At 64.2% G+C, this 21156-nt stretch carries 23 protein-coding genes and 1 pseudogene; 5 read left to right on the forward strand and 19 right to left on the reverse strand.

From position 1 onward, the window contains the following. Positions 1-178: 178 nt before the first annotated feature. Positions 179-601 (forward strand): cytochrome b, encoded by a 423-nt coding sequence (locus GPJ75_RS25065; RefSeq protein ID WP_246249265.1) that lies wholly within the window; start codon positions 179-181, stop codon positions 599-601. 55 nt (positions 602-656) lie between these two features. On the opposite strand, the gene GPJ75_RS25070 is transcribed toward GPJ75_RS25065, so the two are convergent. From GPJ75_RS25070 to GPJ75_RS25100, 7 genes are all read right to left on the reverse strand, one after another. Then, complete coding sequence (locus GPJ75_RS25070) at positions 657-1541, reverse strand: ribose-phosphate pyrophosphokinase (protein ID WP_246249266.1); 885 nt, start codon at positions 1539-1541, stop codon at positions 657-659. A gap of 81 nt (positions 1542-1622) precedes the next feature. Continuing rightward, positions 1623-3158, reverse strand: a complete 1536-nt coding sequence (locus GPJ75_RS25075; RefSeq protein WP_163272548.1) for a thymidine phosphorylase family protein — start codon at positions 3156-3158, stop codon at positions 1623-1625. Next, positions 3155-4519, reverse strand: coding sequence for an MBL fold metallo-hydrolase RNA specificity domain-containing protein (locus GPJ75_RS25080; RefSeq protein WP_163272550.1), 1365 nt, complete (start codon positions 4517-4519; stop codon positions 3155-3157). Before GPJ75_RS25080 ends, GPJ75_RS25075 begins: the two co-directional genes overlap by 4 nt. Positions 4520-4606: 87 nt before the next feature. Continuing rightward, positions 4607-5200, reverse strand: coding sequence for a Spy/CpxP family protein refolding chaperone (locus tag GPJ75_RS25085; protein WP_163272552.1), 594 nt, complete (start codon positions 5198-5200; stop codon positions 4607-4609). Positions 5201-5262: 62 nt separating this feature from the next. Next, positions 5263-6681 (reverse strand): multicopper oxidase domain-containing protein, encoded by a 1419-nt coding sequence (locus tag GPJ75_RS25090; RefSeq protein ID WP_163272554.1) that lies wholly within the window; start codon positions 6679-6681, stop codon positions 5263-5265. Between the two features lie 840 nt (positions 6682-7521). Continuing rightward, positions 7522-7707 carry a hypothetical protein gene (locus GPJ75_RS25095; RefSeq protein ID WP_163272556.1) on the reverse strand — a complete coding sequence of 62 codons (186 nt, stop codon included), beginning with the start codon at positions 7705-7707 and terminating at the stop codon, positions 7522-7524. 305 nt (positions 7708-8012) lie between these two features. Then, positions 8013-9002 (reverse strand): alpha/beta fold hydrolase, encoded by a 990-nt coding sequence (locus GPJ75_RS25100; protein ID WP_163272558.1) that lies wholly within the window; start codon positions 9000-9002, stop codon positions 8013-8015. Positions 9003-9237: 235 nt separating this feature from the next. Here GPJ75_RS25100 and GPJ75_RS25105 point away from each other — a divergent pair, with 235 nt between their 5' ends. The 3 genes from GPJ75_RS25105 to GPJ75_RS25115 are packed head-to-tail and all read left to right on the forward strand — an operon-like array spanning position 9238 to position 11519. Further along, complete coding sequence (locus tag GPJ75_RS25105; protein ID WP_163272560.1) at positions 9238-10032, forward strand: CPBP family glutamic-type intramembrane protease; 795 nt, start codon at positions 9238-9240, stop codon at positions 10030-10032. A gap of 33 nt (positions 10033-10065) precedes the next feature. Then, positions 10066-11145: an Acg family FMN-binding oxidoreductase gene (locus GPJ75_RS25110; RefSeq protein WP_246249267.1), complete on the forward strand. Its 1080-nt coding sequence runs from the start codon at positions 10066-10068 to the stop codon at positions 11143-11145. Beyond that, positions 11142-11519: a hypothetical protein gene (locus tag GPJ75_RS25115; protein ID WP_163272562.1), complete on the forward strand. Its 378-nt coding sequence runs from the start codon at positions 11142-11144 to the stop codon at positions 11517-11519. Before GPJ75_RS25110 ends, GPJ75_RS25115 begins: the two co-directional genes overlap by 4 nt. 59 nt (positions 11520-11578) lie before the next feature. Here the strand turns inward: GPJ75_RS25115 and GPJ75_RS25120 are convergent, their stop codons facing one another. The 12 genes and pseudogenes from GPJ75_RS25120 to GPJ75_RS25175 all read right to left on the reverse strand — a co-directional run bounded on the left by GPJ75_RS25120 (position 11579) and on the right by GPJ75_RS25175 (position 19475). Beyond that, the gene (locus GPJ75_RS25120) at positions 11579-11788 is read right to left on the reverse strand and encodes a nitrate reductase (RefSeq protein ID WP_163272564.1); all 210 of its coding nucleotides are present in this window, start codon (positions 11786-11788) and stop codon (positions 11579-11581) included. 37 nt (positions 11789-11825) lie between these two features. Further along, positions 11826-12530, reverse strand: a complete 705-nt coding sequence (locus tag GPJ75_RS25125; RefSeq protein ID WP_163272566.1) for a cytochrome c3 family protein — start codon at positions 12528-12530, stop codon at positions 11826-11828. Between the two features lie 3 nt (positions 12531-12533). Next, positions 12534-13025 (reverse strand): nitrate reductase cytochrome c-type subunit, encoded by a 492-nt coding sequence (locus GPJ75_RS25130; protein ID WP_163272568.1) that lies wholly within the window; start codon positions 13023-13025, stop codon positions 12534-12536. Beyond that, a pseudogene (napA, locus tag GPJ75_RS25135) lies at positions 12995-15499 on the reverse strand (periplasmic nitrate reductase subunit alpha). The gene GPJ75_RS25130 and the pseudogene napA overlap by 31 nt, the downstream one beginning before the upstream one ends. Then, positions 15496-15756, reverse strand: coding sequence for a chaperone NapD (locus GPJ75_RS25140; protein WP_163272570.1), 261 nt, complete (start codon positions 15754-15756; stop codon positions 15496-15498). Before GPJ75_RS25140 ends, napA begins: the two are co-directional and overlap by 4 nt. Continuing rightward, the gene (locus GPJ75_RS25145) at positions 15749-16243 is read right to left on the reverse strand and encodes a ferredoxin-type protein NapF (RefSeq protein ID WP_163272572.1); all 495 of its coding nucleotides are present in this window, start codon (positions 16241-16243) and stop codon (positions 15749-15751) included. The genes GPJ75_RS25140 and GPJ75_RS25145 overlap by 8 nt, the downstream gene beginning before the upstream one ends. Before the next feature lie 6 nt (positions 16244-16249). Then, positions 16250-16438, reverse strand: coding sequence for a periplasmic nitrate reductase, NapE protein (napE, locus tag GPJ75_RS25150; RefSeq protein ID WP_163272574.1), 189 nt, complete (start codon positions 16436-16438; stop codon positions 16250-16252). 368 nt (positions 16439-16806) lie between these two features. Continuing rightward, positions 16807-16950: a hypothetical protein gene (locus tag GPJ75_RS25155; RefSeq protein ID WP_163272576.1), complete on the reverse strand. Its 144-nt coding sequence runs from the start codon at positions 16948-16950 to the stop codon at positions 16807-16809. Between the two features lie 113 nt (positions 16951-17063). Beyond that, a complete protein-coding gene (locus tag GPJ75_RS25160; RefSeq protein ID WP_163272578.1) occupies positions 17064-17666 on the reverse strand; it encodes a DedA family protein in 603 nt (200 codons plus the stop codon). Continuing rightward, positions 17659-18006 carry a hypothetical protein gene (locus GPJ75_RS25165; RefSeq protein WP_163272580.1) on the reverse strand — a complete coding sequence of 116 codons (348 nt, stop codon included), beginning with the start codon at positions 18004-18006 and terminating at the stop codon, positions 17659-17661. Before GPJ75_RS25165 ends, GPJ75_RS25160 begins: the two co-directional genes overlap by 8 nt. Beyond that, positions 17937-18254 carry a hypothetical protein gene (locus GPJ75_RS25170; RefSeq protein ID WP_163272486.1) on the reverse strand — a complete coding sequence of 106 codons (318 nt, stop codon included), beginning with the start codon at positions 18252-18254 and terminating at the stop codon, positions 17937-17939. The genes GPJ75_RS25165 and GPJ75_RS25170 overlap by 70 nt, the downstream gene beginning before the upstream one ends. A 567-nt stretch (positions 18255-18821) precedes the next feature. Further along, on the reverse strand, positions 18822-19475 hold the full coding sequence (locus GPJ75_RS25175) for a pyridoxamine 5'-phosphate oxidase family protein (RefSeq protein ID WP_163272582.1): 654 nt from the start codon (positions 19473-19475) through the stop codon (positions 18822-18824). Positions 19476-19530: 55 nt separating this feature from the next. Here GPJ75_RS25175 and pdxR point away from each other — a divergent pair, with 55 nt between their 5' ends. Continuing rightward, positions 19531-20979, forward strand: a complete 1449-nt coding sequence (gene pdxR / locus GPJ75_RS25180) for a MocR-like pyridoxine biosynthesis transcription factor PdxR (protein ID WP_163272584.1) — start codon at positions 19531-19533, stop codon at positions 20977-20979. Positions 20980-21156 lie beyond the last annotated feature (177 nt).

Raw genomic sequence — 21156 nt, forward strand, 5'->3', positions numbered from 1 at the left:
CATTTGAGGCGCACACGAAACTCGGGGCACGGCATGGGATATCGGCTGCAGTCCCGCATCTTTGGACTTGCGCGCACCCGGCCAAGAGGCGACAACGGATCGATCATGTCATCGGTCCCATCAGACAATCAGGAAACCCGCTACACACGATTGCAGATCGCGTTGCATTGGGTTGTGGGTGCTCCTGGTCATCGAGCAATGGTACACCTCGGCGGCAATACCGCGGACGCACAATCCGCTTCTGCCGCCTTCCACCTCCGACTTGTTTCTGCACACCGTTCACAACTATGGCGGGCTCTTGATCGCAGCGCTGGTTTTGATACGGATCGGCCTTCGATGGCTGAAACCTCGCCCGCCTGAAACGCCGGGTTGGCGAGAACGGGTCTCGCACCTTGTCCACTGGGTGCTTTATCTTTCACTGCTTGGTCAGGCGACGGCGGGGTTTGCAGCAGCCTACATTTGGGCACCGGCAGGCCGGATCCACATCCTGTTCTGGAACGTCACCCTCGTGCCGGTCGGCATCCACATCACAGCTGCTGCTTATCATATGTTTCGTCGTGACGGGATCGCGGGGCGCATGATCGTCTGGCCTGGTCGATGAACCTCACGGCCACCTTCGGGGTTTACCAGCGCGACCGCATCGCCCTTGGCAGGCGCTATCTGAGACTTCGGAGCGCCTTAACGATGAGCCCTGTCACATCGATCCCGTTGGAAGAGTGGGGCACGCTATTGGTGGTCACGACGGTGGATGCCGTCGCATTCAGTTCCTGAAACGCCGCCTCCGAGAAAAGCGCGTGCACAGCGATGCAGACGGGCGCGCACAGTCCTTGCCCAGCCAAGCGGTGTGCCGTCTCGACCATCGTGCGCCCGGTCGAGACGATGTCGTCGATCAGCACGGGCGTGCGGTCGGAGAAGCTGCGCAGATCAGGGACCTCGATATCGACGTTACGGTCTCCTCGGCGCGTCTTCCTGAGCACCTGATGCGGTGCGCCGACCGATGTTGCGACTTCCGAGACCCATTGCTCACTTTCGACGTCGGGGCCAATCAGGAGAGGGTCCCGCACATGGGTTCTGATCCAGCCGGCAAGCAGCGGTGCGGCATGAAGGCTGTATGCCGGGATCGTGTAGATCTCGCCGAGACTCTGATACCGGTGCAAATGAGGATCGACGGTCACCAGCCAGTCGATGAGGGGTGAGAGAATCCGGGCAAATGTCGCAGATGTGAGAGCCTCGCCGGGAGCAAACCGGCGGTCCTGGCGCATGTAGGAGAGATAAGGCGCAACCAGGCCCACGCTCGAGGCGTCCATTTGTTTGATCGTTTCGGCCGCAAAGGCAAGTCGGAGGAACTTGTCGTCGGGACGATGCAGCGTGCAGATCAGCGCGACGGATCGCCCCGCCGGGTTGCTGGCGATACGGAGATAGGTTTCGCCGTCGGGGAATGAACGCGTTTCCATAAGGCCCAGTTCGGCGTCCAGTGCCCTCGCGAGACTTTCGGCCATCGCCTCATTTCCGGGAAGAGCAAAGACCATGGCGGGCATCATAAGAACACCCCCAGCAGAGGGTTGTTGTGGCATTGCCACCCTTGCACGGAGCTCATGGCATCCTCCTTCTTGGCGATGAACTCAATTTTCAATCGCAAAGATCTGTCCGAGTTCGGCCGCGTATTCCAAGGCGTATTGGAGCTCCCCGCGCGTCTCCGCGTGGACCGTGCAAAGCGGCTGGCCCACAGACACCTGCTCACCCACGCCGATCTGCAACTCCACGCCCGAGGCCTTCGATTCCGGTGCACCGGCGAGCTTGGCCAACCTTGCGATCCGGCGATTGTCGATCGACCGCAAGACGCCCGACGCGCGGGCCAGAAGTGGAGCGTGGTGTCGGGCTTCCGGTGGCGTTCGCATCCCGCCTTGCGCCTCGCAGATACGCTGGAATTTCGCCCAGGCGTGGCCTTTGGCGATAGTCTGGACGGCAAGGGAAAAGCCTTCTCCAGCCGGTGCCTTGCCGCCCAACTCAAGCAGCGCGCCGGCGAGCCTGCAGGCGCGCTGGGAAAGGTCGGCGGGAGCCTTGCGGGACTGCTGCAGCACCGCAAGCACGTCGCGGGCTTCGAGTGCCGGTCCGATACCGCGCCCGACTGGTTGGGTCCCATCCGTGAAGACAATTCTCGTCTCAAGGCCGAAAGCTCGGGCGACGGCGGCCAGCCGGCCGGCAAGGGCTTCCGCCGCTTCCTGGCTGCGGACCTTCGCCGTCGGTCCGACCGGCAGGTCCAACACCAGATGCGAGGAACCCGCCGCAACCTTTTTGGACATCACCGACGCCACAAGCTGGCCTTCGGAATCGAGATCGAGAGCCCGCTCCACGCGGATCAGCACATCGTCCGCCGGGCTGAGGCGGACCGCGCCGCCCCAGACGATGCAACCCGATTCCAGCTCCACGACCCGGCGGATTTCCTGCACGCTAAGATTGACCGGGGCCAGCGTTTCCATCGTATCGGCCGTGCCTGCCGGGGATGTGATGGCGCGGGACGAGGTCTTGGGTATCGTCAGGCCGTGCGCCGCCACGATCGCCACCACGATGGGCGTGGTGCGGTTTCCAGGCAGGCCGCCGACGCAGTGCTTGTCGAGAATGAGGTCCTTCGCCCATTCCAGCCTGTCGCCGATTTCGACCATGGATCGGGTCAGCGCGATCGTCTCCCTCTCGTCGAGCGGAAAGGCCGAAACGCCCGCGATGAAGGCCGAAAGCTGGATGTCGGAATACCGCCTCCCAGCGATGTCCGACAGGACGGCGCTGAAGTCACTGTCTTTCAGGCGGTTGCCGAAGAGCCTCCCCCGGACGCGGCCGAAGGATTCGACCGGCTCCGGGTGATGCAGCGTTACCGCAGCACCGTCGACCGCGCCGAGCCGCTCCCAGGCGGGCTCCGACAGCCCCACTTCATCCATCTCCAGGAGGTCGGAGGACACCTGGTACAGTGTGGCCATGACTTCTCGATCACCAGACCGCACAAGCACCCTTGAATGGGCGGACAACCCCTCCGACCGGCACACATCGCAGTCTGTGCGCATGAAGACGATCGCCTCGTCATGCGTATAGATGCCTATGCGGCGAGCCCTCAGGAGCGCAGGCACGGGACGAGGCGAATTGACGACCGAGTGCTCTTCCGTCATGCCAACTCCACCTTCTCCAGATGCTCTGGAACGTGACACGACCATCCGAGCTCTTCCTCGATCCGCTTGCGAAGCTCGTCGGAGGCGATCGGTTCGCCGTGGGAGATAAACGTTGTGCGCGGTGGCTTCTCAAACTTCTTGAGCCACGCCATGATCTCGTCAGCGTCGGCATGGGCCGACAGCATTGCCAGGTTCCCCACTTCCGCACGCACGGGGAAATATTCACCGTGGATCTTGATTTTGTCGACTCCCGCCGTCATCGCAGCGCCCCGTGTGCCTGCGGCTTGAAATCCGCTGAACAGGATCGCGTTGCGCGGGTCCGGAGCATAGCGTTTGAGGTGATGAAGAACGCGGCCACCCGTCGCCATTCCGCTCGCCGAGATGATCACTTTCGGCGTCGGGTTCGCGGTGAGCGCCTTCGAAGCTTCGACGTCGCGCACATATTCGGCGATGTCGCAGGCGCCCCGGCACTCGCCGGCCGAAAGCCGGTGATCGTCGAGATGGCTGCACAGGAGACCGCTGGCGTTTATCGCCATGGGGCTGTCGAGGAAGACCGGGACCTTCGGCAGGCGGCCCGACGAGATCAACTGCTCCAGATGATAGAGAAGAGTCTGTGCGCGGCCCACAGCAAAGGCAGGGATGATAACGGTGCCGCCCCTGCCGATCGTGTGGCTGACAATTTCCGCCAACGCCTCCTGAACATCCTGTCTGTCGTGCAGCCTGTTGCCGTAGGTTGACTCCACCACCAGATAGTCCGCCTCGGGGACTGGCTCCGGATCGACCATCATCGGGTCGTTCAACCGGCCCAGGTCACCGGAGAAGACCACCTTCTTTCCAGCCCAGCCGCACTCGATCGACGCGGCGCCGAGGATGTGCCCGGCGCGCCTCAGCCGCACGGACAGGCCGGCTTGCAGCACGAGGTTCTGATGGAAGGGCACCGGATCGATGTGCGGCAGCACGGCTTCGGCGTCTTTTGCAGTGTAGAGAGGCAGCGCCGGCTTGTGTTTGGAAAATCGATGGCGGTTGGCGAACTCGGCATCCTTCTCCTGCAGGAAGCCACTGTCCGGCAGCAGGATTCGACACAGCTCCATGGTCGCATGGGAGGTGTGGATCCTGCCGCTGAAGCCGTCCCGCACCAGGGCCGGAAGGTATCCGGAATGATCGATATGGGCGTGGGTCAGAAGCACGGCCTCGATGGAGGCGGGTTCGACCGGAAAGTGCGCCCAGTTGCGCAGGCGCAGCTGCTTGAGTCCCTGGAAGAGGCCACAGTCGACGAGAATCCGCCGGCCTTGATGCTCGAGGAGGAAGCGCGAGCCGGTAACCGTGCTGACGCCGCCGAGGAAAGAAAGCGACAGACTCATGATGACCTCCTTGCAGTTGCCCCACCCGGCAGGGCACTGCCGTACGATCCGTGCTGTTTCAAGCGCCTCCGCGCGTTCGCCGCCGCGCTACATCATCCCCATCGGCGCTGGGGCAAGCAGTCGGTCAGCCTTCTGTTTCTGTCCTTCGTCCAGCGTTGCGTAGAAGGGCTTGAGAGCGGCCTTGATCTGCCGCAGTGCCTGGAGGCGGGCGGAAAGCGCCTTCTCGTGGATCTCGATCCGCTCCAGAGCAGTCACGCCTGCTGCGCCAGCGCCCATCATCCCGCCCTGCATGCTTGGCATCATGTCCTTCATGCTGTCGGCACCCGCCCGAATGGTTTCCGCCAACGGCTCCCACAGCGGCTGCTGATCGTCGGTCACCTTCAGCTCCGCCTTGAGGAAGGCGATCCGTCCTTCGACGTGATCGGGGGACATCATCGGGCCTGTCTGTCCCATCTGCCCCATCATGGGCCCGTTGCCGGCCGACATCACGCCCATCATCATCTGCATCATGTCGGGAGACATCATTCCCGGCATCATGCCGCCGGGCATGGCCTGCTGCTGGGCAGGCAGTGGGGCGGGCGCGGGTGCCGCCTCGTCAGGATGATGCGCTTCCTCGGCAAAGGAGATCGGCACCGCAAGCAGAAGGGCGCCGGCGAGGATTGCGGTTCTAATCCGTTTCATTTCGGTTCTCCTGTATCGAGCCCGGCGGCGGGCGGCGCCGCGGCGCCGGGCGGCTCCTACTTTCAGCCGATGTAGCGGACGGATGTCATCATGCCGGCCGCCATGTGGTAAAGGTGGTGGCAGTGGAATGCCCACTCGCCGGGGTTGGTGGCTTCGAAAGCGATGGTCAGCGCCCGCCGCGGTGGCAGCCAGACCGTGTCACGCACGGCGCCATCAAGCCTGCGGCCGTCGATCTCGACGACTTGGAAGTGATGTCCGTGAAGATGCATCGGGTGACCCATCATGCTGTCGTTGCGCATGGCGATCTCGACGCGCTCGCCGGTGCCCACCTCGAGGACGTCGTGTGACCCCCAGGTGCGACCGTTCAGCGTCCAGCTGTAACCTTCCATGGTGCCGCCGAGGACCACCTCCTTGCGCCGGGCCGCCTCTGCCGGGGTGAGGGGCGCGGCAGCACGCAGGCCCGTCTCGAACGCGAGATCGAGCGCGTCGGCGGCCGCATCCCCGGTTGGGGCGATGCGCTTCACCGTGCCCTCAGCCGTTACCAGCATGAACCCGGTGCGTTCGGCCGCGCCTTCGCGCAGGGCAAGGATCGGCCATGCCCCGCCCTCGCGCGGGATGCGCAGGCGAATGTCGATCCTCTGTCCCATCCCGAGCGGGAAGCGGCGGCCCATCACGGGAGAAACCGGATTGCCGTCGACGGCGATCGCCTCGCCCTCCAGTTCCCCGGTGTCGATCCAGAAGGCCGTCGCCGTCGCACCGTTGATCAGCCGCAGCCGGACCGTGCCATTGCGCTCGACGCGGAAGACCTCCGGATCGTCGAGGGTGCGGTCGTTGGCGAGATAGGCGTCATACTCGACATCGTTCACATCCATCGCCATTCCATGGCCGCTCATGCTGCCGTGGCCGCCATGCCCGCCGCCCATGCCGGTATTCCCGGTGAGACCGGCAAGCAGTTCCTCCGGTGACCTGAAGCTGAAATCGTGGAACAGAACGACGACCGGCTGCTCGTCGAGCGAGGCCTCGGCGGGATCGTGGACGATCAGCGGCGCCGCAAGAAGTTGCTGTTCCTGCAGCGTGTGGGCATGCATCCAGTGCGTTCCGGGCGTGGTGAGCGGGAAGCGGTAGTCATAGGCCTCGCCAGACGCGAGCAGCGGCTGCGGCAGGTCGGGCACACCGTCCTGGCCGTAAGGCGGCGTCAGCCCATGCCAGTGGATGAGGGTCGGCTGATCGAGGGCGTTCTCCAGGCGGGCGGCGAAATCTCCTCCGGCTTCGACGGTGACGCCATGGGTGCCGTCCGGCTGCATAAGCCCCATGACGGTCGCGGCACGCCCGCCCACCTCGATCACGCGGCTCTGCGCGCGGAGAAGGATGGGGCTTGACGCAACGGCGCGCCCCTGGCCCGGAAGCGGCGAGGGGAAGGTGCCGGCGGCAAGGGCCGCAGCTGTGGACGCCAGGAACTGGCGGCGTGAGATCATGTGCATGTGATGGCTCTCTGGTTCGATGCGCGGCCGCTCGGGCCGCCGATGCGACGAAGCGCGAACCGGACAAGGCACGCGCTCAAGCGTGCGCGGAGAGCCTAGGAGGGCGAAGCTGTCGCTCCAGCATGGATGCTGTGAGCGTGTGCGCTGGATCGCTACGGCGTTCAGGCGAAGCGTCAGTCATCGGAAGAGTGTAGCCCGGCACGAGAACACAGATCGTGCAGGTCGCCGACGAGGGACAGCAGATATCGCAATCCGTTTTCGCGCCTTCACCGTTACATGGTACGATGTCCATCTGGCTGGCAATTGTTGTTTGGCTATGCGGTTGCATGTCGGCATGACGGTGAACGCTGGCAAACGACAACGCGGAAATCGCCATTAGCAGCACAAGCAGCAGCGTAAGCCAACGAGCGGCGGCGCTGCGTTCCAACCTGGCGCATCTGCGCGCCGATCGTGCTGATGGCTGCAATGTCAGCATCCTTTCAAACTGCAAAATATATACGGCAGCTATGACAATCGTCCTTTGTCCTGGATCAAGAATCTCATGGAAATAGCCAAGGCGTGTCGATTTTTCGGGTTTCTGCAACTTGCACCGTAGTGGGCGCGAATGCGGATGGCTGAGACAGATCGACTTGAGCCGTTCATTGCGCACCAGATCAATGATACTATTGGCGCTACTTTGATGTCCACTTCCTGAGTTGGAGGTAGTGTCTCAGTTTGTTTGCTCGCTACAAGAAAAGGCGTTCTGCCCTCCGAATCTTCCCGGTCGATGAAAAATCTTAGAAGCCCCCATTCGACGGCCGTCGCCACGGCGAAGGCGGAGCAGCCGGCGCGTGAATAGTCTCAGCTCGGAGCCGAAGGCGGTGCAAGCGAGGCCATATCGACGCCGAGAAAATATGGCCACACAAGGATCGCGACAATGCCCTGCCAGAACGAAAGGTCGCTGTAACCGATCGTGAACAGCCATCCGCCAATCCACAGCAGTCCGATCCCACCGTGCTGCTCGATTTTGATCTTCTCATCGGCCATTCCAGTAATCCTCCTTGCCTCGCCCGTCTCTGTCTCAAGCCGGCTGCCCCATCAATATACCTGGTCACCGCAGAGACTGTCCCTCCTGCCATTGGCGATTGCGGAGAACAGCGCCGCTGCAATGCCGCATGCGCGAGAAGTCGGATACTCTCTCGGAGAGTGGGAGATCATCATTCGTCTCGTTCAAATGAACAGGCGGGGGATCATCTAGAAGCACCTGTCACCTTGTATCCGAGATCGGCCGGTGAAGCTTCCGGGCCACCAAGGTCCGATTGCGCTCCGGTCGGCAGACAGGCTCGTCCCAGTCATGAGGGCTCCCCGCTTGCGACATTCTCGCCAGCCAACGTCTCCATAATAAAGGATGCGATAGCCTGCCAGACCTCTTCGTCGTGATCGACAAGGAGATGGCCGCCTTGGGGATACAGGAGCAACCTGCCGTCGGGGACGCTCGCCGCCACATGGCGTGCAGAGGCTGCGGTGCCGTAAAGGTCGTCCTCGGCGCTGACGGCCAGCACGGGACAGGCGATTTTGTCCAATTCCATCGGCGGTGGATCGCCGGCCGTGCGCGAGTCGAACAATAAACCCTCGGCCCGGCGGCTCACCGGCAGGATGTGGTTGAGGACATCGCGAACGCGCGCCTGCTCCTTTTGGCCGGCGGCGTGAACCAGCGCCGGTTCCGTGGCGAGGACGAGCCGGGTCATTGCATCCGGAGAAAGCTGGATGGCGCTCCAGAAAAGGAAGTCGGAGCGCAACGCGGTCATCATGATGGTTTCCGCGAAACGGCTTTCGGCCGCCGACTCGTTCGGCCGCCGGTCGGGCGCATAGGACGCGGGCACGAGAAGCACCAGCGCTAGGCAGCGCTCGGGATGCCGGATCGCGAATTGCATTGCCGACAGCGCGCCTGCCGAGCCACCGAAAACGACTACTCTCTCAATATCCAGATGGTCCAGCAGATCGACATAGGCATCCGCCTGCTGCACTAGCGTAAAGCCCTCGGGAGCCGGCGTGCGCAGGTAGCCGAAGCGCGACGGAGCGATCAACCGGAAGCCGTGGTCGGCGAGGGGGCCAACAAACTCCAGCCCCTGATCGAAACCGCCGCCGCTGCCGTGGATAGCAAGGACCGGATAGCCGCTACCGACGGAGCCGTATTCCATGGCCCCGAAACGCGTCTCGACCATCTGGCTTCGCCCCTCCAGGCGGGCCTCGAGCTCTTTCATGTCCCAAGCGAACAGGAACCAGACCGCTGCGGTGGACGCCGCCAGAACAATCATGAGGATTAGGAGCAAGCCGCGCATAACGTGTGACCCTTACGGAAAAACGGCCTGTGGCTGCTCGCCTGAACGTCCATGGCATGCTCCCAAGGTTTGGCTGCTACATCCTACGTCTCCGCTCGCCGAGTCCATTGATCTGGCTCAAGCTCGACGCGAAGCCGGGCCGACATGCGTCTGTGAAGCCTTGATGGAAATCAACGTAAGACCGCGGAACCATTGATACGCACAGGTGGCAGTTGTTCTGCCAAGGGAGGCGCAGATGCCCGCCAAGGTTCGAAACGCCGCCATCGGAGCGTTTGCCCTCTATATCGTCTGGACTGCCGCAACGTGGTTTCTCGAGGGGCGCATCCATACACTGCTGAGGCCGGAGGCCGTGGTCGATCGGCTCGTCTATGTCGTGGTCGCCAATCTTGCGATCGGCGTTGTAGGCGCGCTTCTCGTACTGAGGTTCGTTATCTCCTCCGGCGGCGCGAACCGGGAGCATACGGGTTTCGGTCGGCGCTCGCCCTCGATTTCGTGGATCGTGGCAGGTATGGCCCTTGGGCTCGCCCTCTACTTCGTCCAGGGAGCGCCTTCCATGAACCCGATCGTGATCCTCAATGCCTATGCCCAGGTGTTGGCCGTTTCCGCCGCCGAGGTGATCGTGTGCTGGGCATTGGTGGGCGGTGTCCTCAAGGGCGCTTTTGGAAGCTCCCGCTGGGTCTCAGCGGCAGGTGCTGCGGTGGTGGCAAGCCTGCTCTTCGGCCTTTACCACTTCGCCCACAGTCCTCCGTTCGACACGATCGGCATGGTCGTGCTGCTGACCGTTGTGGGCCTCCTGACGAGCGCTTTCTTCTTCGCCTCGCGAGACGTCTACGCCACCATAATCTTCCACAATTTCCTGGGTGTCTATGGGGTTGTCCAGGCGCTTGCCGCCGCCGACAAGCTCGTCGGTTTTGCAGCACCGCAGGTGCCACTTCTTGCCACCGCAGGCGTCGCGCTCCTGATCCTGGTCGCCGCCGACATGCTGATTGTCCGCCGGCCGCGACTGCCGCAGGCTGGCGCTCTTCAGTGAGGGGCCGGTCAATCATTGCCGAAAGGAGGCTCCGTGATTTCGCGCCGATCCGCCCTGATAGCCATGGGAACGGTCGCCCTTGCCGGAGGAGGCGCTCTCATGCTGGGCCGGGGACCTGATTACGAAGACCTTACCGTCGCACTTTGGTCCCACCGGGATCCGGCCGCGTTTATGGGCTTGGTTCACTACGCCACGCTCGCCGCCAACAGCCACAATGCTCAGGCCTGGCGATTCCGGCAGACCGCCGAGGGAGTAGCGATCCTGCCCGATATGGGGCGTGCCCTGCCGGCGGCCGATTCCGATCACCACCACCTTTACGCCTCACTGGGTTGCGCGGCCGAGAACCTGATGTTGGCGGCGGGCGCTACGGGGCGATCCTCCGCGATGGAATTTGCCACCGACGGTGATGGACGCATCGAGATCGCGCTTGGACAAACTGGAAGCCGCGACGTGCTGTTCGACGCGATCCTTGAACGCCAGTGCACACGGTCGGACTATGACGGCCGCCCGGTGCCCGGCTCCGACCTCGGCGCAATGCAAGCCGCCGCGCGCGTTCCGGGGTGCGAGGTGGTCCTGATCGAAGACCGCGTGAAGATCGAACAGATCCTGGAGCTTGTCCTGGCCGCAAACACGGCCCAGGTGTCGGATCCCGCCTTTGTTGCGGAGCTGAAATCTTGGTTGCGCTTCAATGCCCGCGCGGCGATTGAGACTGGCGACGGGCTCTATTCCGGCTGCTCGGGAAGCCCGTCGCTGCCCACCTTCCTTGGCCGTATCATGTTCGGTGCCTTCTTCAAACCCGATGCGGAGAACGACCGTTATGCAAGACAGGTGCGGTCGAGCAGCGGGATTGCAGTGATCGTTTCGGAGCACGACGACCGGGCGCACTGGGTCCAAGCGGGGCGCGGCTACCAGCGATTTGCTCTTAAGGCAGCCGCGCTCGGCATCAGGCACGCGCATGTGAACCAGCCCGTCGAGGTGCCTTCCGTCCGCCGGGAGCTGCAGTCCCTTCTCGGGCTGGGAGACCGCCGGCCCGACCTCGTGCTGCGGTTCGGCCATGCCGAGCCTATGCCGCGCTCGCTGCGACGTCCCGTCCGGACGGTGATCGCGGCATGAGGGCGATCCGTCTCGGCGCGTTTTACTTCGCGGCTGTTTTTGCCGTCGGCTTTGCTCTCGGCACGATCCGCTCGCTGGCTTTGGTTCCGCGGCTAGGTGAACTCGGCGCCGTGGCGGTCGAGTTGCCGGTGATCCTTATCGCCGCATGGATCATCTGCGGTTGGCTGATCGGCGGCCAGAGGCTATCGCCATCCGAAGCTGCAGGCACGGGCGGCGTGGCCTTCGTGCTGCTGATGCTGGCCGAAGCCGCGGTCTCGGTGGGGCTCTCGGGCCGTGCGGTCACCGCGCATCTGGCGCTCTATGCAGAGCCCGCCCATCTGCTCGGCCTTGCCGGGCAGATCGCTTTTGCATCTTTTCCCTTGATACGCCACTGACTGTCCGTCGTCCATGCGACGGCCTCGGGCGCGCACCCGAGAACGTCCGTTGTTGTACACTACAACGGATTTTGCCGCTTCCAGAGGAACAACGCCATAAGGGCGAGGCAGGTGAAGCCGGTTATCAGGCCGAATCCGAGCACATAATTGTAAAGGTACCCGATCTCGAAAGCACCGTAGTCGAGCGTTCCCCAGATTGCGCCGATCACTGCGCCGAGAAGTGCGCCGAGCACGAAGGCGGCAATGAGGCGGCGCGGTTTCGAAGACATGCCAGGCTCCTTCCTTTCGCTCCCGCTTCCGATCCCCTCACTCCATGACTGTCACGGCATGGGCTTCCACCTTGGACCATTTCTCCAGCACGTCGATGGCGGATGCCTGCGGCAGCGCCTCGCCCTGCAGTTCGGGCGGGACAAGCCAGCCCGGATCGACGCCCTCCATATTGGGCAGCTCGTGAGCGATTCCCTTGTGGCAGTCGATGCAGGTGGCCTCGCCGGACAAGAGATAGCGCGTGTGGATCTCGGCCGCGCGCGGTGTCTGGCGGGAAAGGTCCATCGCCACCTCGGAATGGCAGTTGCGGCATTCCAGGCTGTCGTTCGCCTTCAGCCTCGCCCATTCGTGCTGGGCGAGCTCCAGTCGCTTGTCTAGGAACTTGCGACGTGTGTTGATGGTGCCGAAGATCTTGCCCCACACCTCCTTGGAGGCCTGCATCTTGCGGGCGATCTTGTCGGTCCATTCGTGTGGCACGTGGCAGTCGGGACAAGAGGCGCGCACGCCGGAGCGGTTCGAGAAATGCACCGTGCGCGTCAGCTCCTCGTAGACGTTCGCTTCCATCTCGTGGCAGGAGATGCAGAACTCCTCCGTATTGGTGGCCTCGAGCGCGGTGTTGAAGGCGCCCCAGAAGATCACCCCGCCGAGGAAACCGCCGAGCGTCAGGAAGCCGAGACTCAATGTGGCAGCGGGCCGGCTTATCTGCGTCCATGCCCAGGGAACGAGCCGCCTGATCCTCTCCATCGCCTATTCGTCCCCCGCATGCTCGACACCGGGCTCGCTCATGTCGGTGAAGGTATTGTCGATGAGCGGGGGCGTGTTGGCCTGGGGCACGTGGCAGGCGGTGCAGAAATAGCGTCGCGGCGAGACGTCGGCCAGCATCTGGCCCTGCCGGTTCATATAATGGGTGATGCTGATCATCGGCGCGCCGGAGCCCTGCACGAACTCCCGCTTGTGGCAGGAGAGGCAGCGGTTGGCGTTGACCGAGAGCTGATAGCCTTCGATGGAATGCGGGATGACCGGCGGCTGCTCCGGATAGGCGCGCATCTGGCGGATGTCGTCGACCACCCAACGCGGGATGGGATCGGCCGGCACGTTCTCCATGGGCGGGGTGGGGCCGGTCAACTCCGCCGCCATCTGGGCGAGTGCGGCCGTGCCCGTGACGAGGAGCAAGGCGAGGGCGGTCGGCGCGAGCCTGCGCCGCGCTGTCAGGCGATGGGTTCGATTTTCACGGCGCATTTCTTGAAATCCGTCTGCTTGGAGATGGGATCGGTGGCGTCGAGCGTGACCTTGTTGATGAGCTGGCTGGCGTCGAACCAGGGCACGAAGACCACGCCGCGCGGCATGCGGTTGCGCCCGCGCGTCTCCAGCCGGCTTCTGATCTCGCCGCGCCTGGAGATCACGCGGATTTCCATGCCCTGGTTCAGGCCTTTCCGGCGGGCATCGTCCGCATTCATGAAGCACACGGCGCCCGGGAAGGCGCGATAGAGCTCCGGCACGCGCATGGTCATCGAGCCGGAATGCCAGTGCTCCAGCACCCGGCCGGTGACGAGCCAGAGATCGTACTCCTCGTCGGGAGATTCCGCCGGCGGCTCGTAGGGCACGGCGAGGATGACAGCGCGGCCGTCCGGCCGGCCGTAGAACTTCACCCCCTCGCCGGGCTCAACATAGGGGTCGTAGCCCTCGCGATAGCGCCAGCGCGTCTCCTCGCCATCGACCACCGGCCAGCGCAGGCCGCGCTCGTTGTGATAGACGTCGTAGGGCGCGAGGTCGTGTCCGTGGCCGCGGCCGAACTCGGCATACTCTTCGAACAGGCCCTTCTGGATGTAGAAGCCGAAATCCCGCGCCTCGTCGTTGGGGTAGTCCGGGTCGATACCGTCGACGGAGAACCGGTCGACCTTGCCGTTGCGGAAGATGACGTCGAACAGGGTGCGCCCGCGATAGTCGGGGTTGGCGGCCAGGATCTCCTCCGGCCACACCTCGTCGGTGGTGAAGCGCTTGGAGAACTCGGCGAGTTGCCACAGATCCGAACGCGCCTAGCCAGGCGCCTGCACGAGCTGATGCCAGACATGGGTGCGCCGCTCGGCATTGCCGTAAGCGCCCTCCTTCTCCACCCACATGGCTGCCGGCAGGATTAGATTCGCCGCCATGGCGGTCACCGTGGGGTAGGCGTCGGAAACGACGATGAAGTTTTCAGGATTGCGGTAGCCGGGATAGGTCTCCTGGCTGTTGTTGGGCGCGGCCTGCAAATTGTTGTTGACCTGGATCCAGTAGAAGTTGAGCAGACCGTCCTTCAACATCCGGTCCTGCTGGACGGCGTGGTAGCCCGGCACCTCGGGGATGATGCCGTGCGGGATGCGCCAGATCTCCTCCGCGTGATGGCGGTGGTCCGGGTTCGTCACCACCGTGTCGGCCGGCAGCCGGTGGGCAAAGGTGCCCACCTCGCGCGCCGTTCCGCAAGCCGACGGCTGGCCCGTCAGCGAGAAGGGGCTGTTGCCGGGCTCCGATATCTTCCCGGTGAGAAGGTGGATGTTGTAGACCATGTGGTTGGCCCAGACCCCGCGCACATGCTGGTTGAAGCCCATGGTCCAAAGCGACATGACCTTGATCTCGGGGTTGGCGTAGAGCTCCGCCAGTTCCTCCAGGAAAGCCGGCTCCACTCCGGTGATCTCGACGGTCCGCTCCAGCGTGTATTGGCCCACGAACTCCCGGAACTCCTCGAAGGTCATGGGGTCCATGCGCCCTGGATCGCCGGCCCCGGCCGCCTCCTGCCCGAGGATGTGCTCGGCCCTCAGCCCGTAGCCTATGTCGACCGCGCCGCGCATGAAGGTGGTGTGCCGGTTCACGAACTCCTCGTTCACGCGGCCCGTCTCGATGATGTGCCTGGCGATGTAGTTGAGGATCGCCAGATCCGTGCCGGGCCTGAAGATGATCGGGATGTCGGCGAGGTCCATCGAGCGGTGGGTGAAGGTTGAAAGTACGGCGCAGCGCACATGCGGGTGCCCGAGCCGCCGATCGGCCACGCGGGTCCACAGGATCGGGTGCATCTCCGCCATGTTGGAGCCGCACAGCACGAAGGCGTCGGCATGCTCGAAATCGTCGTAGCATCCCATCGGCTCGTCGCTGCCAAAGGTGCGGATGAAGGCGGTCGCAGCCGACGCCATGCAGTGGCGGGCGTTGGGGTCGAGATTGTTGGAGCGCAGCCCCGCGCGCATCAGCTTGGTGGCCGCATAGCCTTCGAAAATCGTCCACTGGCCGGAGCCGAACATGCCGACGGCCGTGGGTCCCTTCTCGCGCAGCACCTGCCTGCACTTCTCGGCCATCACGTCGAAGGCCTCGTCCCAGGAGACGGGCTCGAACTCGCCCTCCTTGTCGAAGACGCCATTCCTCTTGCGCATCAAGGGCGTCGTCAGCCGGTCCTCGCCATACATGATCTTCGACAGGAAATAGCCCTTGACGCAGTTGAGGCCGCGGTTGACCTCGGCCTGCATGTCGCCATGGGTGGCGACCACCTGGCCGTCCTTCACGCCCACCATCACGCCGCATCCCGTTCCGCAGAAGCGGCAGGGCGCTTTCGACCACTTTATGTCCAGCGCGCCGACGCCGCCGGGCACCGGCTGTGCGGAAGCGGGCAGGGCGACGCCGGCGGTGGCGGCGGCGATGGCCGCGGCCTGCGTCTTGATGAGTTCGCGCCGGGTGAGTTCAGCCGTCATGTTGGGTTCTCCTGAAGTTCCTCGGCATGTTCGAAGACCATGTTTGCTGAAACGACGTGGTCAAAAAGCGCGATCCGTGAGAGCGTATCGCCGAGCGCCTGAGTACTGCCACCCTCGATGGTGATGACGATCTTGCCGTTCTCGCAGGCGTGCACCTCCACTCCTGCCATGGCCTCGATCCGGGCACGAACGGCGTCCACGGCGTGCGGCAGCACGGCCACGACGGCGCTGGAAACATGGTAGGGCGCCTCAGCCATGCGCAACCTCCGGATGAAGAACAGCCGCGATGGCTTGCGCCGGACAGCCCGCGATACAGGCGCCGCATCCGGTGCACGTCTCCTCGTCGATCTCGGGAAGGAAAGGGCCCCCGATGCGCGGACGCAAGCGGATCGCATCCTCGGGGCAGAGGTCGCGGCAGGCCATGCAGGAGATGCCCGATCGCGCAAGACAGGTGCCGGCAATCCGGATCACGTGGTCGAATGCCGCCAGCGCATCACCGAAGAGCGCCTCGGGGCAAGCCTCCGCACAAGCGCCGCAGAAGGTGCATTCGCCGGCGGAAAAGTCGATCGCGGGCGTGCCTTCGCAGAGCGAGATGATCCCCGTCGGGCAGGCTTCCGCGCAGGCGCCACAGGCGGTGCAGTCACCGACACGCTTCGGGGCGAGCCCGGGCGGCCGGATCGCCGCCCATTTTTCTCCTCGCCCACCGCGCAGAAAGGCGCGCCTGGAAAGTGCCTGCCCACCCATCGCCGCTCAGCCTCCCGGCGGGCCGGGCGGACCGAAGAGGATCTGCCACATCCAGACGAGAAAGCCGTAGCCGCCGACGACGCCGACCGCCACCAGGGGCCAGATCCCAAATGCGAGCACCAGGAAGGTGACAAGCTCACGCCGGCGTGTATCCCGCCGTTCCGGCTTCTCGGACTCTGTGGAAACTCCTGCCATGGCCGCCCCTTCGACTGGAAACGCAGTTAGGTACCCCGCTTACAGAAAGCCTATAGCCGGGGAACGTATTTTCAAGTCCCGCGTCCGCACGGTGCAGCGTCTCAAGATGTATGATTGTCGTGAGAGAGGTATGTACCTTGTCGTAAGACCGGCGCTGCATTGCCGATAGAGGCCGCTTCTGAATTTTGATGTTATGACGCGCAATCCGCTTTGATCTGCTCCACAATTTGTGCCGTCGGCGTCGGACTGATGTTCGGTTCTTTGCTGATGGGTGCACTCCTTGCTCTTGCCACCTGGCAGGTCTTCCCGGCCACTGCCGCGCGCTAAGAAGCCTTCCTGCACGGACGTTTTGTGAAGGCCTATCGGCTCTACGACCCGCACGCCGCTGTTTTGGCCCAACCTGCGCCTTTTGCGTAGATGATGCGAACGCCACCTTTTCGCCGCAGACGCTGCTCGATGGGCTTTATTTCCTCGCCGTCTTGCCAGCGGTGGAACTCATTGAACAGCTTCATGCCGCTGGCTACCTGCCGTCCTTCTTGATCCTCTACTGACGGAACATGGCAAGCTTTGCCCGCACTGGATTCGAAACACGCTACCGACAGGCTCCAGCCCGCCCAGCATCCGCTCAGTCAGCTGATGGGTGCATCCGAGACAGCCGGTACAGCGTCAGACCCATGAGTGTCGTCACAGACGCTGCGGTGAGGAAAGCGACCGAGTTGGCCAGAAGTTCAGCCAATTGAGCGATCCGGGCGGCGAAGAGGTAGCCCATTGCGACGTAGAAGCCGACCCAGATCGTCTCCCCCACCGTGTCCCAAAAGGTGAACCGCATCCAGTTCATGCGCGTGGCGCCGGCAAGCAGGTTCACGTAGGGCCCCAGCGGGCTCATCAGCCAGGTGCTGAAGAATACACCGGCGGCGCCCCACCGATCCATGAAACGCCGGGCACGCCCGAGGGCTGCAGCCCTCTTCCGGTCCTTCATCATTCTTCGCGTCAGTGTCGCACCACCAATGCGCCCGATGTTGAACCCCGTCTGGTCGCCCAGTACAGCGCCAATCAGCGCTGCGCCGAGCACTGAGGCGCCGTCCAAATCGCCGGAAGCCACGAAGGCACCACCTGCAAGCATGACGAAGGCAGTCGGGACAGGTACGCCGAGACAGGAGAAGTATGCGCTGAGGAGGATCACGGCGACGCCGTAGCTCGCGACCATCGCGAACATGGTCTCAGTCACCGGAAGAACTCCGATAGGCGCGGATCGATGCGTAGAGGGTCTCCGCCACTTCGTCGATGCTGCTGCCGCTTTCGGCGGCGACCTCGGCTACCGTCAGCCGCCGCTTGCTGCCAATTTCGACGTCAAGGGCGTCAGCGAGGACCTCGGGCGGCACGTCCCATGACCGGGCGACATACCGCATTGGCATCCAGCCTTCGATCGCCTGTTCGTGGTGGGCGGGATCGGCCCAGTACAGGGTGAAGACGACGGTGCGCACCAGAAAAAGGCCCGTCAGAGCCAGGCCGAGGGCGAAGCCGATGAACAGGATGCGATGGGCGCGCCAAACATCAACGATACGCAAAACGAACTCCCTTTGCTGGAAATCGCCGCCGTGCGGGTGGCGGTACGCGGTACACGCGAGAGCAGGTCCTGCATCTCTCGCCGCGCATGGCCTTCGGCGAAGCTCTCGAGAAAGGTGCCGCCCGAATACATCACCGCGACGACCGCCGCGGCCAGCGTTTCGCCAAACGTGAATCTGTTCCATTTGACAAGGCTTTCCGCCTGAAAACCTGCCCATGGATCGGCGTTCTCGGCCTTGATGCCGGTCAATCGGGGTGCCGTGCGTGGCGCGAGGCAACTGTAGCACGGGCTCGGCGTCTTCGACCGCATCTTCGCCGGGCTCGGCTGCGAAGGGCCGAAACCCGAGCGCATCATGATCGACGCCATGCATCTGAAGGCCCACCGCACCGCGGCGAGCCTGCCCAAAAGGGGATGTTCCCCGTCGTATCGGGCTGACAAATGTGGGCTGAGCTCGAAGCTCCACAGCATTTGCGACGGTGAAGGACGGCCGATCATTCTGCTCCTGCCGGAAGGCCAGCTGGCTGCGCCGACAGGAGATGATTGTGGACCGGAAAAGCTTGCCGAGTTTGTCACTCCGGGCACAGCGCGCGCAGAATCCGGCGGATTGGTTCGTTTACAGGAAGTCGGCGTAAGGTGTTCCGTTGCATTCCGAGAATCGCGCAGACGCTCGTTCGCGCGTCCTTGAAGACGACGGCAGCACCTGCCAGGGTCCTGCATCGCGCGCCCCCATGGGCGCGCAGCCATCGAGTGGCAGCGCAGCGGCAGGCTGGCTCCGCTCAAAGGATCAATGTCTTCGCCAGTTCCGCCCCACTGCCGTCATTCGCACCATCGGAATTCCGTCACGTGCTCCGGCGGCTCGAGGCCGGCGAGGTTGCGCGGGTCGGGTTCGGGTCTTCCAACCCCACGGGTGACGGGGATGACGCCAGCCCATATTGGCAGTGCGTAATCCTCCTCGTCGTCCACCGGTCCGCCGCTGCGGACCTTCGCGCTGCCCTCGGCGATCTTCAGCGACAGAAGCGTGGTCGCCTTCAATTCCTGCGGCTGCATCGGCCTGAGCGCTGCTGCGCGCCCTGGCCAGAGGCCCTCGATGAAGGCGGTGAGCCGGGCCTCCTTCTGGTTCTCCAGCACCGGCTCCGCCCGGCCGAACAGCATGACGGCCCGCGAGTTCACCGAATGGTGGAATCCCGAGCGCGCCATGACGAAGCCGTCGAGGATCGCGACCGTGAGGCAGACCTCCTGCCCCCGGCTTTGGCGGATCGCACGACTGGCGGAAGAGCCGTGCCAGTAGACGTGGTCACCTTCCCGCCATTGCAGCGTCGGCGTCACATAGGGCTTCCCATCGATCACATAGCCCACCGAGCACATCGGTTGGGCATCGAGAATGGCATTGATTGTGGCCCGGTCAAAGGTGCCGCGCTGGTGGAGGCGGCGCAGACGGCTGCGCTCGGTCACGGAAAGAACTTCTGTCATGTTGGTCTCGTTTGGCTTGCTGGCCTGACTCTTTCGCGATATTGGCAGGAACAAAATGGCCAATTTTCAAAAATATGAGCAGGCCAATCTTCAGGCCGCCCTCTTCGCGCTCACGCTCGAACGCGGCGCGGCGCATCCGCTGCATGTGCAGCTCGCAGGCGCGCTGCGCGCACTCATCCTGAGCGGGCGGGCGGCCCCGGGCATGCGCCTGCCGCCGAGCCGGCAGCTCGCACAGGAGCTGTCCGTGTCGCGCGCCACGGCCCAGTCCGCACTCGACCAACTCATCGCCGAGGGCTATCTGCAAGGGCGCCGGGGCGCCGGCACCTTCGTTGCCGAAGACCTGCCCCATCTCGCCCCGCCGTCTGCCAGCCCCACGGCCGGCCCTGCGCCGCAGGGCCCGCGTGAGGCGCGCCCGTTTCACCCGGGTGTGCCCGAGATGCATGCGTTTCCCCATGCGGCCTGGGCCCGCCATCTCGAGGCCGCTTGGCGCAACCCGCATCCAGACCTCCTGAAGCTGCCCGATCCTTTCGGCTGGGTCCCGCTCAGGGCGGCCATCGCTGCCCATCTCGGTGCCTGGCGCAACCTTCGTTGCTCCGCCGGTCAGGTCGTCATTACCTCCAGTGCCGCCGAGACCTTCGGCCTCATCGCGCACCTCTTCCGCCCCGGCCAAGCCGTGCATGTGGAGGACCCGTGCTATGGCCCCATGCGCGACAGGCTGGAGGCGGCGGGCCTCGTCTGCATGCCTGTACGTGTCGATTCCGACGGCTTCGACCCAGATCTCCTCGCGTGCGAGGCCGTCTGTGCCGTCGTTACCCCATCGCGGCAATACCCGCTCGGGATGACGTTGCCCGTGGCGCGCCGGCTTGCCCTGCTCGAATGGGCGGGCCGGAACGAGGCGCTGGTGATCGAGGACGACTATGACAGCGAATTCCGCTTCACCGGCCAGCCGTTGCCGGCGCTTGCGAGCCTCGACGGGGGCGGGCGGACGATCTATGTCGGCAGCTTCTCGAAGCTTCTCTCGCCCGCCCTGCGGTTGAGCTATATGGTGGTGCCGCCGGCGCTCATCGCGCGGCTGCGGGGGGCGATCGGGTCGGCGGGCACTCAGGCCTCGCTGATACCGCAGCCTGCCCTCGCCCGCCTCATGGAGAGCGGCGAGTTTGCCACCCATCTGCGCCGCATGCGCCGCCTCTACGCCGGCCGGCAGCGGGCGCTGCTCGACGCGATTGCCAGCGATCTGCAAGGATGGCTCGTGCCCTACGCCGAGCCATCCGGGATGCACATCCTGTGCGATTCCGGCCCGCGACTGGCGGGCCGCTTGGACAGCGAAGTCGCCGTCGGCGCCCACCGCGCCGGCCTCACCCTCAGGCCGCTCTCCGGCTATCCGCAAGCCGCTCCGCGGCGGCAGGGTTTCGTTCTCGGCTATGCCGCCTTCGACGAACCTACGCTGCGGGCCGGCGTTCGGCGGCTCCGCAGAGTCCTCGAGGCGTTTGGCTTCGCGAAATAGCGCTTCGCGCCGGGCTGTTCCCCTGTCGCCGGTGCGTCCCGGCGAATGCTCGAGCAGCTCGGTGCGGACGTTCCGCTCGAGTTGGTTGGCTAGAGCACGTCCGTTGAACTCCGAGTCGTAGCGTTGATGACACGGATTGGGTTTTATGATTCACCGTCGCCGTTGCAGGAGATGGCG

Origin of the sequence: Chelativorans alearensis (assembly GCF_010993735.1) — a bacterium.
Classification (GTDB): Bacteria; Pseudomonadota; Alphaproteobacteria; order Rhizobiales; family Rhizobiaceae; genus Chelativorans; species Chelativorans alearense.